Annotated in this window: 13 protein-coding genes; 7 read left to right on the plus strand and 6 right to left on the minus strand. The window is 56.8% G+C overall.

The window, feature by feature from the left end; genetic code table 11:
* Positions 1-29 precede the first annotated feature (29 nt).
* The gene (hemA, locus tag WFK85_RS10455; RefSeq protein WP_008454185.1) at positions 30-1286 is read right to left on the minus strand and encodes a glutamyl-tRNA reductase; all 1257 of its coding nucleotides are present in this window, start codon (positions 1284-1286) and stop codon (positions 30-32) included.
* A gap of 202 nt (positions 1287-1488) precedes the next feature.
* Between hemA and lolB the strand changes: the two genes are divergently transcribed.
* The 4 genes from lolB (at position 1489) to dauA (ending at position 5853) form a co-directional block, all read left to right on the plus strand.
* Positions 1489-2112, plus strand: coding sequence for a lipoprotein insertase outer membrane protein LolB (gene lolB, locus WFK85_RS10460; protein WP_008454183.1), 624 nt, complete (start codon positions 1489-1491; stop codon positions 2110-2112).
* Between the two features lie 2 nt (positions 2113-2114).
* Positions 2115-2981 (plus strand): 4-(cytidine 5'-diphospho)-2-C-methyl-D-erythritol kinase, encoded by an 867-nt coding sequence (gene ispE, locus WFK85_RS10465; protein ID WP_336708272.1) that lies wholly within the window; start codon positions 2115-2117, stop codon positions 2979-2981.
* A 125-nt stretch (positions 2982-3106) separates the two neighbouring features.
* Entirely contained in the window at positions 3107-4054 is a 948-nt protein-coding gene (gene prs, locus WFK85_RS10470) for a ribose-phosphate diphosphokinase (protein WP_008454180.1), read from the plus strand.
* A gap of 104 nt (positions 4055-4158) precedes the next feature.
* Positions 4159-5853, plus strand: coding sequence for a C4-dicarboxylic acid transporter DauA (gene dauA, locus WFK85_RS10475; protein WP_442892265.1), 1695 nt, complete (start codon positions 4159-4161; stop codon positions 5851-5853).
* A 15-nt stretch (positions 5854-5868) separates the two neighbouring features.
* On the opposite strand, the gene WFK85_RS10480 is transcribed toward dauA, so the two are convergent.
* Together WFK85_RS10480 and WFK85_RS10485 are read right to left on the minus strand one after the other, a co-directional pair.
* Positions 5869-6081 carry a tautomerase family protein gene (locus tag WFK85_RS10480; protein ID WP_008454175.1) on the minus strand — a complete coding sequence of 71 codons (213 nt, stop codon included), beginning with the start codon at positions 6079-6081 and terminating at the stop codon, positions 5869-5871.
* Between the two features lie 13 nt (positions 6082-6094).
* Complete coding sequence (locus tag WFK85_RS10485; protein ID WP_336708138.1) at positions 6095-6835, minus strand: SDR family NAD(P)-dependent oxidoreductase; 741 nt, start codon at positions 6833-6835, stop codon at positions 6095-6097.
* A 117-nt stretch (positions 6836-6952) separates the two neighbouring features.
* Here WFK85_RS10485 and WFK85_RS10490 point away from each other — a divergent pair, with 117 nt between their 5' ends.
* Entirely contained in the window at positions 6953-7864 is a 912-nt protein-coding gene (locus tag WFK85_RS10490) for a LysR substrate-binding domain-containing protein (RefSeq protein ID WP_166991977.1), read from the plus strand.
* On the opposite strand, the gene WFK85_RS10495 is transcribed toward WFK85_RS10490, so the two are convergent.
* Positions 7821-8873: a MerR family transcriptional regulator gene (locus WFK85_RS10495; protein WP_336708139.1), complete on the minus strand. Its 1053-nt coding sequence runs from the start codon at positions 8871-8873 to the stop codon at positions 7821-7823. The two genes, WFK85_RS10490 and WFK85_RS10495, sit on opposite strands and share 44 nt — an antisense overlap.
* 123 nt (positions 8874-8996) lie before the next feature.
* Complete coding sequence (gene ychH / locus WFK85_RS10500) at positions 8997-9275, minus strand: stress-induced protein YchH (protein WP_008454166.1); 279 nt, start codon at positions 9273-9275, stop codon at positions 8997-8999.
* A 274-nt stretch (positions 9276-9549) separates the two neighbouring features.
* Here ychH and pth point away from each other — a divergent pair, with 274 nt between their 5' ends.
* Together pth and ychF are read left to right on the plus strand one after the other, a co-directional pair.
* Entirely contained in the window at positions 9550-10134 is a 585-nt protein-coding gene (pth, locus tag WFK85_RS10505) for an aminoacyl-tRNA hydrolase (RefSeq protein ID WP_336708140.1), read from the plus strand.
* Between the two features lie 139 nt (positions 10135-10273).
* Positions 10274-11368: a redox-regulated ATPase YchF gene (gene ychF / locus WFK85_RS10510; protein ID WP_008454161.1), complete on the plus strand. Its 1095-nt coding sequence runs from the start codon at positions 10274-10276 to the stop codon at positions 11366-11368.
* A 63-nt stretch (positions 11369-11431) separates the two neighbouring features.
* Here the strand turns inward: ychF and WFK85_RS10515 are convergent, their stop codons facing one another.
* Positions 11432-12868 carry a purine-cytosine permease family protein gene (locus WFK85_RS10515; RefSeq protein ID WP_336708141.1) on the minus strand — a complete coding sequence of 479 codons (1437 nt, stop codon included), beginning with the start codon at positions 12866-12868 and terminating at the stop codon, positions 11432-11434.
* Positions 12869-13116 lie beyond the last annotated feature (248 nt).

A 13116-nucleotide genomic window follows, 5' to 3' on the forward strand; every position in this document is an offset into this window, starting at 1 on the left:
GGTTCACCTTGTAATAAGAGTTGTGTGTGCTAATCCAGCCCGAGGCTGTTACGCAGGATTTGCAGGCGTTCGTCGTCCCCGTCACGGGCAGCCTGCGTGAGCGATTTGGTTGGGGCATGAATCAGGCGATTGGTCAGTTTCCAGGCCAGATCCTGCAGTACGGATTCCGCGTCGCCGCCCTGTTGTAGGGCAGCCAGCGCTTTGGCAGCCAGGTCGTCTCTCACCTGCTCTGCCTGACTACGGTATTCGCGAATGGTCTCGGAGGCGCTTTGCGCGCGCAGCCAGGCCATAAATTCACTGCATTCCTGCGCCACGATAGTTTCAGCCTCAACCGCCGCCGCTTTGCGCTGCGCAAGGTTGCTCTGAATAATGGCCTGCAGGTCGTCCACGCTGTAAAGGTAGGCGTTCGCCAGCTTACCGACTTCGGGTTCAACGTCACGCGGTACGGCGATGTCTACCAGCAGCATCGGCTGGTTACGACGGGCTTTAAGCGCGCGTTCCATCATCCCCTTGCCGATGATAGGCAGCGGGCTGGCGGTAGAACTGATGATGATATCGGCATCCGCCAGACGTTCGTCAATTTCACTCAGGCTAATCACTTCCGCGCCGACCTCATCGGCCAGCACCTGAGCGCGTTCTCGGGTACGGTTGGCGATAATCATCTTCTCAACTTTATGCTCGCGCAGATGGCGGGCAACCAGTTCGATAGTCTCCCCGGCACCGACCAGCAGGACAGTTACCGAGGAGAGCGATTCAAAGATTTGCCGTGCCAGGGTGCAGGCGGCAAACGCGACGGAAACGGCGCTGGCGCCAATGTCGGTTTCGGTGCGCACGCGCTTGGCAACGGAGAAGGACTTCTGGAACATGCGCTCCAGCTCGCTGGAAAGCGAATGGCCTTTTTGGGAGTCGGCAAAGGCTTTTTTCACCTGCCCGAGGATCTGCGGTTCGCCCAGCACCAGTGAATCCAGGCCACTGGCCACGCGCATCAGATGGCTGACGGCGTCGTTATCGTGGTGCCAGTAAAGGCTTTTACGCACTTCCTCTTCGTTGAGGTTGTGGTAATCACACAGCCAGCGCACCAGCCCTTCGTGCAGGTTTTCCTGTTGCTCAACGCTCAGATATAACTCGGTTCTGTTGCAGGTCGACAGCACCACTCCGCCCTGAACCATAGGCTGTTCCAGCAAACTGCCCAACGCCTGGTCGAGCGTGTCTGGCGAAAACGTTACACGTTCTCGCAGCGATACCGGCGCGGTTTTGTGGTTAATTCCTAACGCTAACAGGGTCATGGAGCGGTCTGAGTAATACCGATGTTGATAAGGATTTCTGGTCGCATCATACAGGATGAGCCGAATCAATAAAAGAGAGCTTCCCCTTGTGGAGTAAGTGGATGATTTATGATTTAAGACAACATGACCGTAGACGCCCTGCCGCCCGCCCGCTAGCATGAACGGTTGACCACAAAAATGAATTTAAGGATTTGCTGCCGCCATGTTGATGCCAAAAGCCCGCCTGATGCGCCTTCTGCCCCTTGCCAGCCTCGTGCTGGCCGCCTGTTCAGTCACCCAACCGAGCGGCCCGGGCAAAAGTCCTGACTCGCCGCAGTGGTTAGAACACCAGCAACAAGTGCAAAAAATCACCCAATATCAGACGCGTGGCGCTTTTGCTTATCTCTCCGATAGCCAAAAGGTATATGCCCGCTTTAACTGGCAGCAAACTGCCCCGGACCGTTACCGCCTGCTGCTGACCAACCCGCTCGGCAGCACCGAACTTGAGCTTAATGCTCAGCCGGATCGGGTTCAGTTAACCGACCGCGACGGCAAGCGCTACACCGCCACAGATGCGGAAGAGATGATCGGCAAGCTGACCGGGATGCCTATTCCGCTGAACAGCCTGCGCCAGTGGATGCTCGGCCTGCCGGGCGACTCCACGGACTACAAGCTGGACGACCAGTACCGCCTGCGCGAAGTAAACTACACCCAGGGCGGCAAAACCTGGAAAGTGGTATACAGTGATTACGACAGCAAAACCCAACCTTCTCTGCCGTCCAACATGGAATTGCGCGAAGGCGACCAGCGTATCAAGCTGAAAATGGACAGCTGGACGGTGAAATAATGATTTCCCGCTGGCCTGCCCCTGCAAAACTGAACCTGTTTCTGTACATCACCGGCCGCCGTGCCGACGGTTATCACAACCTGCAGACGCTGTTTCAGTTTCTTGATTATGGCGATACGCTCACCATCGAACCGCGTTCCGACGGCGTCATTCGGCTGGTGACGCCGATTGACGGCGTGCCTGATGAAGAAAACCTGATTGTGCGCGCCGCCCGTATGCTGATGGAATTCGCGGCAGAAAAAGGCACCCTGCCCGCGGGCGCAGGCGCCGATCTCGGCGTTGAGAAGCAGCTTCCAATGGGCGGTGGGCTGGGCGGCGGCTCCTCCAACGCGGCTACCGTACTGGTGGCACTGAACCAGCTCTGGAAAACCGGCTGCAGCGAAGACGAACTGGCCGCGCTGGGCATTCGCCTTGGTGCCGACGTGCCGGTATTTGTCAGGGGCCACGCCGCCTTTGCTGAAGGCGTCGGTGAAATCCTGACGCCGGTCGAACCTGAAGAAAAATGGTACCTGGTTGCTCATCCGGGCGTCAGTATTCCAACGCCGATCATTTTTGGCGATCCTGACCTCCCGCGCGAAACCCCGGTCAGGTCAATTACGACGTTGCTAAAATGTGAATTTGTCAACGATTGTGAGGTTATCGCAAGAAAACGTTTTCGCGAGGTTGATGCCGCGCTTTCCTGGCTGTTAGAATACGCGCCGTCGCGCCTGACCGGCACCGGCGCTTGTGTGTTTGCTGAATTTAACACCGAGCACGCCGCCCGGCAGGTGCTTGAGCAAGCCCCGGAATGGCTGCATGGGTTTGTTGCGCGAGGCGTTAATAGATCTCCGCTGCATCAGGCCATATCCGGGCAAGCTGGGCATTGGTGACAACGTCACCTCGTTTCAGACGTTGCATCGTGCTCTTTAATACACCGCCTGGATGGGGGCTACCCCGCCCGCACATTATGCGGTAGCAACCATCCGCCACTGGACGCATGCCTGAGGTTCTTCTCGTGCCTGATATGAAGCTTTTTGCTGGTAACGCCACCCCGGAACTAGCACAACGTATTGCCAACCGCCTGTACACCTCCCTTGGTGACGCCGCCGTCGGTCGCTTTAGCGACGGTGAAGTAAGCGTACAAATCAACGAAAATGTACGCGGTGGTGATATTTTCATCATCCAGTCCACCTGTGCCCCAACGAACGACAACCTGATGGAATTGGTTGTTATGGTTGATGCCCTGCGCCGCGCTTCTGCAGGTCGTATCACCGCTGTTATCCCTTACTTTGGCTACGCTCGTCAGGACCGTCGTGTGCGCTCCGCTCGTGTACCCATCACTGCGAAAGTCGTTGCTGACTTCCTCTCAAGCGTAGGGGTTGACCGTGTTCTCACCGTGGACCTGCACGCTGAACAAATCCAGGGCTTCTTTGACGTCCCGGTAGACAACGTCTTCGGTAGCCCAATTCTGCTGGAAGATATGCTGCAAATCGGCCTGGAAAATCCAATCGTGGTTTCCCCGGACATCGGCGGCGTGGTACGTGCCCGTGCTATCGCTAAGCTGTTGAACGACACAGATATGGCTATCATCGACAAGCGCCGTCCGCGCGCTAACGTTTCCCAGGTTATGCATATCATCGGTGACGTGTCCGGCCGTGATTGCGTACTGGTTGACGACATGATTGATACCGGCGGCACCCTGTGTAAAGCAGCTGAAGCGCTGAAAGAACGCGGCGCTAAACGCGTATTCGCCTATGCCACTCACCCTATCTTCTCCGGTAACGCGGTGCACAACCTGCGCAACTCGGTGATCGACGAAGTGATTGTCTGCGATACCATCCCGCTGTCTGACGAAATCAAAGCCCTGCCAAACGTCCGTACCCTGACCCTGTCCGGTATGCTGGCAGAAGCCATTCGTCGTATCAGTAACGAAGAATCTATCTCTGCGATGTTCGAGCACTGATAGACGTTGCTTTTAAAACCCGCTGCGGCGGGTTTTTTCGTTTTTGAACTACTCTTTTTCAATGCCTCCTTCACCTGCCTGAACGACAGATGATGCGCTCACGGATGGAATCACAAGTGAAAACCGTATCTTCTTCTCACGTAATGCCATTCCGCGCCCTGATTGATGCCTGCTGGCGCGAAAAGTACACCCTGTCCCGCTTTAGCCGGGACGCCATCGCCGGTGTGACCGTCGGGATCATCGCTATTCCTCTGGCTATGGCGCTGGCCATCGGCAGCGGCGTTGCGCCGCAGTACGGTTTGTATACTGCCGCCGTGGCCGGGATTGTCATCGCCCTTAGCGGCGGCTCGCGCTTCAGCGTCTCCGGCCCGACAGCGGCTTTCGTGGTGATCCTCTACCCCGTCGCGCAACAATTCGGGCTTGCTGGCCTGCTGGTTGCCACGCTGATGTCCGGGATATTCCTGATCCTGTTTGGGCTGGCACGCTTTGGGCGGCTTATCGAATACATTCCGCTGTCGGTGACGTTGGGCTTTACCTCCGGGATAGGCATCACCATTGCGACGATGCAGGTGAAAGACTTTTTCGGCCTTACGCTGGAGCACGTGCCGGAACACTACCTGAATAAAGTGGCCGCGCTGGCGATGGCGCTGCCCACGCTGAATATGGGCGACGCTGCGATCGGCATCGTGACGCTTGCGGTGCTGATTCTCTGGCCGCGCCTGGGGCTTCGCCTGCCGGGGCATCTGCCTGCGCTGCTGGCGGGCTGCGCCGTGATGGCGATGGTGACTTTGCTTGGTGGTGAAGTTGCGACGATTGGCTCCCGGTTCCACTACGTGCTTGCCGACGGCACCCAGGGCAACGGCATTCCCCAACTGCTGCCTCAGCTAACGCTCCCGTGGGCGATGCCAGATTCGGACTTTACGCTTAGCTGGGACTCACTCAGCGCCCTGTTACCTGCGGCGTTCTCTATGGCCATGCTGGGTGCCATCGAATCCCTGCTTTGTGCGGTGGTGCTGGACGGCATGACCGGCACCAAACATAACGCCAATAGCGAGCTGGTCGGCCAGGGGCTGGGAAATATTATTGCCCCGTTCTTCGGCGGAATTACCGCCACCGCGGCCATTGCTCGCTCAGCCGCCAACGTGCGTGCCGGGGCAACTTCGCCTGTGGCCGCCATTATTCACTCGCTGCTGGTGATCCTGGCCCTGCTGGCGCTCGCCCCTCAGCTTTCCTGGCTGCCTCTCTCGGCGATGGCGGCCCTGCTGCTGATGGTGGCGTGGAACATGAGCGAGGCGCATAAAGTCGTCAACCTGCTGCGCCGGGCGCCGAAAGACGACATCATCGTGATGCTGATCTGCATGTCGCTGACCGTGCTGTTTGACATGGTGATTGCCATCAGCGTCGGCATTGTGCTGGCGTCGCTGCTTTTCATGCGACGCGTGGCTCGAATGACTCGCCTCGCGCCGCTTAGCAATGTGAATGTGCCTGAGGATGTGCTGGCGCTGCGCGTCACGGGGCCGCTGTTCTTTGCCGCTGCCGAAGGATTGTTCATTCAGCTGGCCCAGCAGGTGCCGGGGCATCGGGTGGTTATTCTGCAATGGGATGCGGTTCCGGTGCTGGACGCAGGGGGTCTGGATGCCTTCCAGCGCTTTGTAGAGAAAATGCCGGAAGGCTGCGAACTACGGGTGACGAACCTTGAATTCCAGCCGCTGCGCACGCTCGCGCGGGCTGGCGTGAAACCGATTCCCGGCCGCCTTGCGTTCTTCCCGGACGTTCAGGCCGCACTGGCCGCCAATTAGCGGCCAGGTTCACTCCTACTCCTGCCCGGCTTCGCGTCGCCGCCGGGCGCTCACGCTTTCACGGTTCACGCCCCAGTTGTCGGTTTCAACCTCGTCGATAACCACAAAGGTGTCGGCGGGCTTTTTGTTTAATACCTGCTCCAGCAGGTCGGTGACGCCCTCAATCAGCGCCAGCTTTTGCTCTGCGCTGACCCCTTCCCGGGTGACGCGAATATTAACGTATGGCATAGCGGCTCTCCTGTTACCAAACCCCGGCGGTGCTGCCGCCGTCCACGGCCATGACCGTGCCGCTGACGAACTGTGAATCCGTCAGATACAGCACGGCGTTTACCACATCCTGCACGGTGCCTGTCTTCCCGCTCGGCGACAGCGTGCTGAGAAAACCTATTGAGCCTGAATAGTCCGCGTGCAGTGGCGTTTCGATAATGCCAGGCGCAACGGCGTTAACCCGCACATTATCCGCCGCCAGCTCTAAAGCCAGCGCCCTGGTCGCCTGATTCAGACCGCCCTTCACCATCACCGGCAACAAGGCAGGCACCTTGACGTTAGGCTGCATGGCCACGCTCGCCGTGATGTTCACAATGTGCCCCGACTTGTTTTTGCTCATATGGCTGGCGGCCTGCTGGGACGGGAACAGAAACCCTTTCAGGTTGGTGTTAATCAACGCGTCGATATCCTGCTCGCTGTAGTCGCTCGCCGGTTTCGGGATAAAGATCCCGGCGTTATTGATCAGAATATCCACACGGCCAAAAGCAGCGATAGCCTGCTTAAACAGTGCTTCTGCAGTGGTCTTCAGCGCAATATCTCCGGCCACCAGCAGGAAATTCGCCGGGTTACCGAGGCTTGCCGCCGCCGTTTCTAAGCGCTTCAGCGTTCGGCCATTGCCGACAACATTGTAGCCGCGAGCCAGGTAAGCCTGCGCGATAGCCAGGCCGATGCCGCTTGAGGCGCCGGTCACAATAACGGTTGGGGTTGAGTTCATGATTTGCTCCTGTGGGTGAATGTGGAGCTCACTATACTTATGACACAATGACCGATAAAATAGCCATCCGTAACATGACAAGATACCTCATGTAATAAATAGAAAGAGAACATCGGAATGAAACGCCACTTCGAAGAGATGCAGATCGGCACGCTGGAGCTGTTTTGCCAGGCCGCGGAACAGCTGAGCTTCAGCGCGGCGGCCAATTTTATGGGGATCACGCCCGCGGCGGTCAGCCGCTCTATCGCCCGCCTGGAAGAGCGCTTAGGCGTGCGCCTGTTCGTGCGTACAACCCGCCAGATCAGGCTGACAGAAAGCGGGGAGCGCTATTTCCGCCAGTGCCAGCAGGCGCTGCAGCAGCTCAGAGAGGCGGAGCGGGAAGTCACCGGCGCACAGAGAGAACCCGCTGGCGTGCTGCGAATTAGCCTCCCTACCCCGTATGCGCATCATCGAGTGCTGCCGCTGCTGCCGGAATTCAGGCAGCTTTACCCCCGCGTCTCGGTGCAGGTTCACATCAGCAACCGCAACATCGACTTTGCCGATGAAAGTTACGACATTGCCATTCGCGGCCGCTCACCTCAGGACTCATCGCTTATTGCCCGCAAGCTCGAAGACGCGGAGCTTATCACCGTGGCTTCTCCGGTCTATTTAGCCCGGGCGGGAATACCCCAAACGCTGGGCGACTTAAATCACCACGAGTGCATCCAGTTTGAGCTGCCGAGCACCGGGCGAAAAGTCCCCTGGACGTTCAGCGTCGACGGCAAAGATACCGACATTTTTACCCGCGGCGGCTTTACCTGCGCGGAAGATGTGTTGGGAATAGTGGCGCTTGCCAGAAGCGGAGCGGGCCTGATTCAGACCTACCGGTTTATTCTGGAGCAGGATGTGGCCGACGGAACGCTGGTTGAGGTGCTGCCGGAGTACGGCGGCACCTCACGACCGTTTATTTTACTTTATCCTCACGCTCGCCATCTCTCTTTACGCGTCAGGAGCCTGGTTGATTTCTTAGTCCAGCGGCTTGGAACATAGCGCCAATCGCCCTCTGCAGCCAGGCCAGCACCTCCGGCGTCATCCAGGTGCCTTTGGCAAGCTCTGGCTCGTTCGCCATTGCGGTGCGGAATTTTTGCTGCGTCTGCACAGACGGCCCGGCAAACGACTGAAACAGTTCCAGCCAGCGACGTGCGAGCTGCTGCGCCTGCTCTGATTCAGCCTGCACGCCTTCCGCATTGGCCTTACGCACCGCGGCCACCAGCGGCGGCCACTCCTGCATACGGTCGAAATAGTGGCGGCTGGTGAAAGCAAACTCCTCATCGTTGAGGTAGCGCCGGTAAATGTTCAGCTTGCTGTGGCCGAATGCGTGCGTTACGTATTCGGTCAGCGCCGGCGAAATCCCGGTCTGGCGGGCCATGTCCGGCTCAGCCTGATGCATTTTGTTCAGGCGAACCAGAAAATCCGGCTCACCCGCCGTGTCACGCTCCAGGATTTCCATCCAGTGCGCCGCCAGCCGCTGGGCGCGCTCATCCGCCGGTGGAACGCCCTGGGCATGAAGCCCGGCCACCTCGTCGACCAGTTGTTTCCATTCCCCGTCACGGCGGCTATCAGCCTGCGCAAAAGGCAGGCGCTCTAACTCTTCTTTTGAAAAATAGCGATCGTACATCGTCATTAACTCCAGCGTAGTCAGCCATTCCTCGAGGTCAGGTTCTGCGCCGCTGCGCAGAGTTTCACGCAGCGTAACCAGCCGCTGGCGCAGCACGGCGATTTCAGCCAGCTGGCCATCCAGCACGGAGATCTGCGAATCCAGGATCTCCTGGAGCGACAGCGCCTGACGCTCGAGACAGTCGCGCACCTCACCCAGGCTCATTCCCATCCGGCTCAACGCCTGAATATGATGCAGCCGGGCGATATCCAGCCGGTTATACAGCCGATAACCCGCGGCGGTGCGGGCAGAAGGCAGCAACAGGCCTATAGCTTCATAGTGGTGTAGCGTCCGTACCGTGATCCCGGCACGCTTTGCCAGTTCACCTACTTTGAACAACATGTCCTGCTCCTTTTGGCTTCTGCTGAGAGAGAGTGTGCAGCCTCACGTAACGTGAGGGTCAATCCGTTAAGCATAAAAAAAACGGCCCCTGAAAAGGAGCCGTTTCTCAAAATCTGCTAAATATTAGCTGTGGCGATGATGTTCATCCCGGCGGCAGCGTTTATCGTAGTGGCGAACCCACCAGTAACGGTCGCAGACCTGTTCACGTCCGCCAATACGCGCCCCGGCAAGCCAAAGTACGGCCCCAACGAAGATGCTCAGCACGGCACCGTGGGCGAAAAACTGCGGCAGGTTTAGCTGCGGGAGCTGGTTCAGAATTGAATAGCCCACGCCGACCACCATCACAACCAGTCCCAATCCCATGAGGACATTACCGAGTAACGAAGCGTTTCTGCGTTTCATATGTCACCTCCGCACTATTACGGGTCGGTGGGGAACATCCCCTATCCTTGTGACTAAAGTATAGACAATGCCCCTAAAGAGCGTGTGCGTGAGCGATCACAATTACGAATGAAAGACCTACAAAAGTTTACAAATAAGCGTCTGAGTTACTTGAAATTCTAATGGTTCAGATCCTCAACTATTCAAGAATGTGTCGGCGGGGGGATTGCGCTTTGTCAACGTCGCCCTCGCGCAGTAAACTACGCGGCTGTGAACGGTTTTCAGGAATTTAAACGTGAGCATTAAATTAATTGTCGGCCTGGCCAACCCAGGCGCTGAATATGCAGCGACCCGCCATAATGCCGGGGCCTGGTATGTGGATTTACTGGCCGAGCGCCACAATCAGTCGCTGAAAGAAGAAGCGAAATTCTTTGGCTATACCGCCCGCATTAATCTGGCTGGAGAAGACGTTCGCCTGCTGGTTCCGACCACGTTTATGAACCTCAGCGGGAAAGCGGTTGCCGCCATGGCCACCTTCTTCCGCATCGCCCCGGACGAAATTCTGGTGGCGCACGATGAACTGGATCTCCCTCCGGGCGTGGCGAAATTCAAGCTGGGTGGCGGCCACGGCGGGCACAACGGCCTGAAGGACATTATCAGTAAACTCGGCAATAACCCGAACTTTCACCGGTTACGCGTGGGAATTGGCCATCCGGGCGATAAAAACAAAGTTGTCGGCTTTGTGCTCGGCAAACCGCCGGTCAGCGAACAGAAGCTTATCGACGACGCAGTAGACGAAGCGGCGCGCTGCACCGAAGTCTGGCTGAAAGAGGGTCTGACTAAGGCAACTAATCGTCTGCACGCCTTTAAAGCACAATAAACCGGCCTTCCCCGCACCGGGAAAGGATTTCCACGCCCGCTGGCGGTGGTTTCAGTGTATAATGCGCAAAGTTATCTACATTTTTTCAATGAAAACAGTTAAATTCATTGATAATCAAGCAATTAAGGTGATTTAAACCATGGGATTCAAATGCGGTATCGTCGGCTTGCCGAACGTGGGCAAATCCACGCTGTTCAACGCCCTGACCAAAGCAGGTATCGAAGCGGCTAACTTCCCGTTCTGTACCATTGAGCCGAACACGGGTGTGGTGCCAATGCCGGACCCGCGTCTGGACAAGCTGGCTGAAATCGTTAAACCCCAGCGCATTCTGCCGACCACCATGGAATTCGTGGACATCGCAGGCCTGGTAAAAGGCGCATCTAAAGGTGAAGGCCTGGGCAACCAGTTCCTGACCAACATCCGTGAAACCGAAGCTATCGGCCACGTGGTGCGCTGCTTTGAAAACGACAACATCATCCACGTAAACAATAAAGTGGATCCGGCTGACGACATTGAAGTTATCAATACCGAGCTGGCGCTGTCTGACCTGGACACCTGCGAGCGCGCTATTCACCGCGTGCAGAAGAAAGCCAAAGGCGGCGACAAAGACGCTAAAGCCGAGCTGGCGGCGCTGGAAAAATGCCTGCCACAGCTGGAAAACGCCGGTATGTTGCGCGCGCTGAAAAATCTGACCGAAGAAGATAAGGCGGCGATCAAATACCTGAGCTTCCTGACCCTGAAGCCAACCATGTACATCGCCAACGTTAACGAAGACGGTTTTGAAAACAACCCGTACCTCGATAAAGTCCGCGAAATTGCCGCTGGTGAAGGTTCCGTCGTGGTTGCCGTCTGCGCCGCGGTTGAATCCGACATCGCCGAGCTGGACGATGCCGACCGCGAAGAGTTCATGGCCGAGCTGGGTCTGGAAGAGCCGGGCCTGAACCGCGTGATCCGCGCAGGCTACGAGCTGCTGAGCCTGCAGACTTATTTCACCGCTGGCGTGAAAGAAGTGCGCGCGTGGACCATCCCTGTCGGCGCGACTGCTCCACAGGCGGCGGGTAAAATCCACACCGACTTCGAAAAAGGCTTCATCCGCGCGCAAACCATCGCCTATGAAGACTTTATCACCTACAAAGGCGAGCAAGGCGCAAAAGAAGCCGGCAAAATGCGCGCCGAAGGTAAAGACTACATCGTGAAAGACGGCGACGTGATGAACTTCCTGTTCAACGTCTAACCCCTTCCCTTCGGGCATAAAAAATCCACGCTCAGGCGTGGATTTTTTTTAAACACAGAAAAATCAGCGAACAGCGCTATTCGGGTAAACCGTCGCCGCTGGCAGAACGCGTTTATCGAGGCGATGCAGGCCATAATAGAGAATCGCCGTACCAAACCAGCCAATGATCCACGACACATCGTTGCCGTCGAATAGCCACGTCAGCGAGCCGTGGAAAAGCGGGTTCTCAATAAACGGCAGCTGAATCAGCACCCCGACGATATAAACCCCTATGCCAAACAGGTTCCAGCGGCCATAGCGCTTATCGGCATCAAACAGCGCGGGAATATCTACGGCTCGGGACGAAATAAAGAAGTAATCGGTCAGGCTAATGGCGCTCCACGGCACAAAGAAGGCCAGCAAGAACAGCAGGAAATGAGTGAAGTGTTTCAGGAATGCCGGTTCACTCAGCAGCGCAATGATGCATGAAGCCGCCACCATCAGCACCACAAACAGAATGCGGTTCTTCTGGCTCAGGGTCACCTGCTTGCGGAACCCTGACACAATGGTGGTCAGCGACATAAAGCTGCCGTAGGCGTTCAGCGTGGTAAAAGTAATTTTGCCGAAGCAGATAGCAAAATAAATCAGCATCGCCATGGTTTCGGTTTTGCCCAGCCCCACAATATAGCCGACTTCGTGTCCGGAAAAAGCGCTCCCGGCAATCGCAGCGGTGATAACGCCCAGCGTCATTGAAGCCTGAGTCCCCAGCACGGTGCCGCTGAACACCGAGAAAAACACCTTCGGGCCAGACACGTCTCGCGGCAGGTAGCGCGAGTAATCGGAAACATAGGGGCAAAAGGCAATTTGCCAGGAAGAGGATAGCGACACCGCCAGCAAAAACATCGGCATGGAGAAATGGTTATTTTGCACAATGGCCGCAAGATCGGTGTTGAACAGCAGCGACCCAAACAGCCAGGCAAAAGCCAGCACGCCAACAACACTGGCGACCTTGCCAAGCTTATGGATCACGCGATACCCGAGCACGGCAATGACGATAATAATGGCGCTGAACAGGATCATCCCGCTGACATCGCTGATTGACAGCAAATGCGCCATTGCCTGCCCCGCCAGCACGGTGCCGCTGGCGGAAAAGCCGATATACATAATGCACACCAGCACCAGCGGAATCACCGCCCCGTAAACGCCAAACTGCGCCCGGGAGATGATCATCTGCGGCAGGCCAAGACGCGGCCCCTGCAAAGCGTGGAAGGACATGATCGATGCCCCCAGAACCTGCCCCACGAACAGCCCCACCAGCGACCAGACGACGTCGCCGCCCAGCACCACGGCCAGCGCGCCGGTGACAATCGCGGTGATCTGCAAATTGCCGCCGAACCAAAGAGTAAACTGGCTAAACGCATGCCCGTGACGTTCCCCGTCAGGAATGTAATCAATAGATCGGCTCTCGCTTAGACGTGAGCTCTTTTTGGACTGTTCTTCTGTGGATGAAAAGGAAGACATAACGACCTCGCTGAACCTGATTAAACGCCGGAAAACCCATCGCACATCAAATGATCACTCATGTATATACAAGCAATGCGCGCAAACCACACCCTGCTGATAATGAATTTGCGAACTAAGTTGTAGATTTTATGTAACCAAATTGATGTGTAGATGTACCAATATGAAAAACTGATGGTGCGCAGGCGTGGAAGACCGGCCCAAGGGTTGACGGGAGGGCGAACGTTGAGAAAAGAGGGAAACTAAGG

Source organism: Cedecea sp. VD22, assembly GCF_037150195.1.
Taxonomy (GTDB): Bacteria; Pseudomonadota; Gammaproteobacteria; order Enterobacterales; family Enterobacteriaceae; genus Cedecea.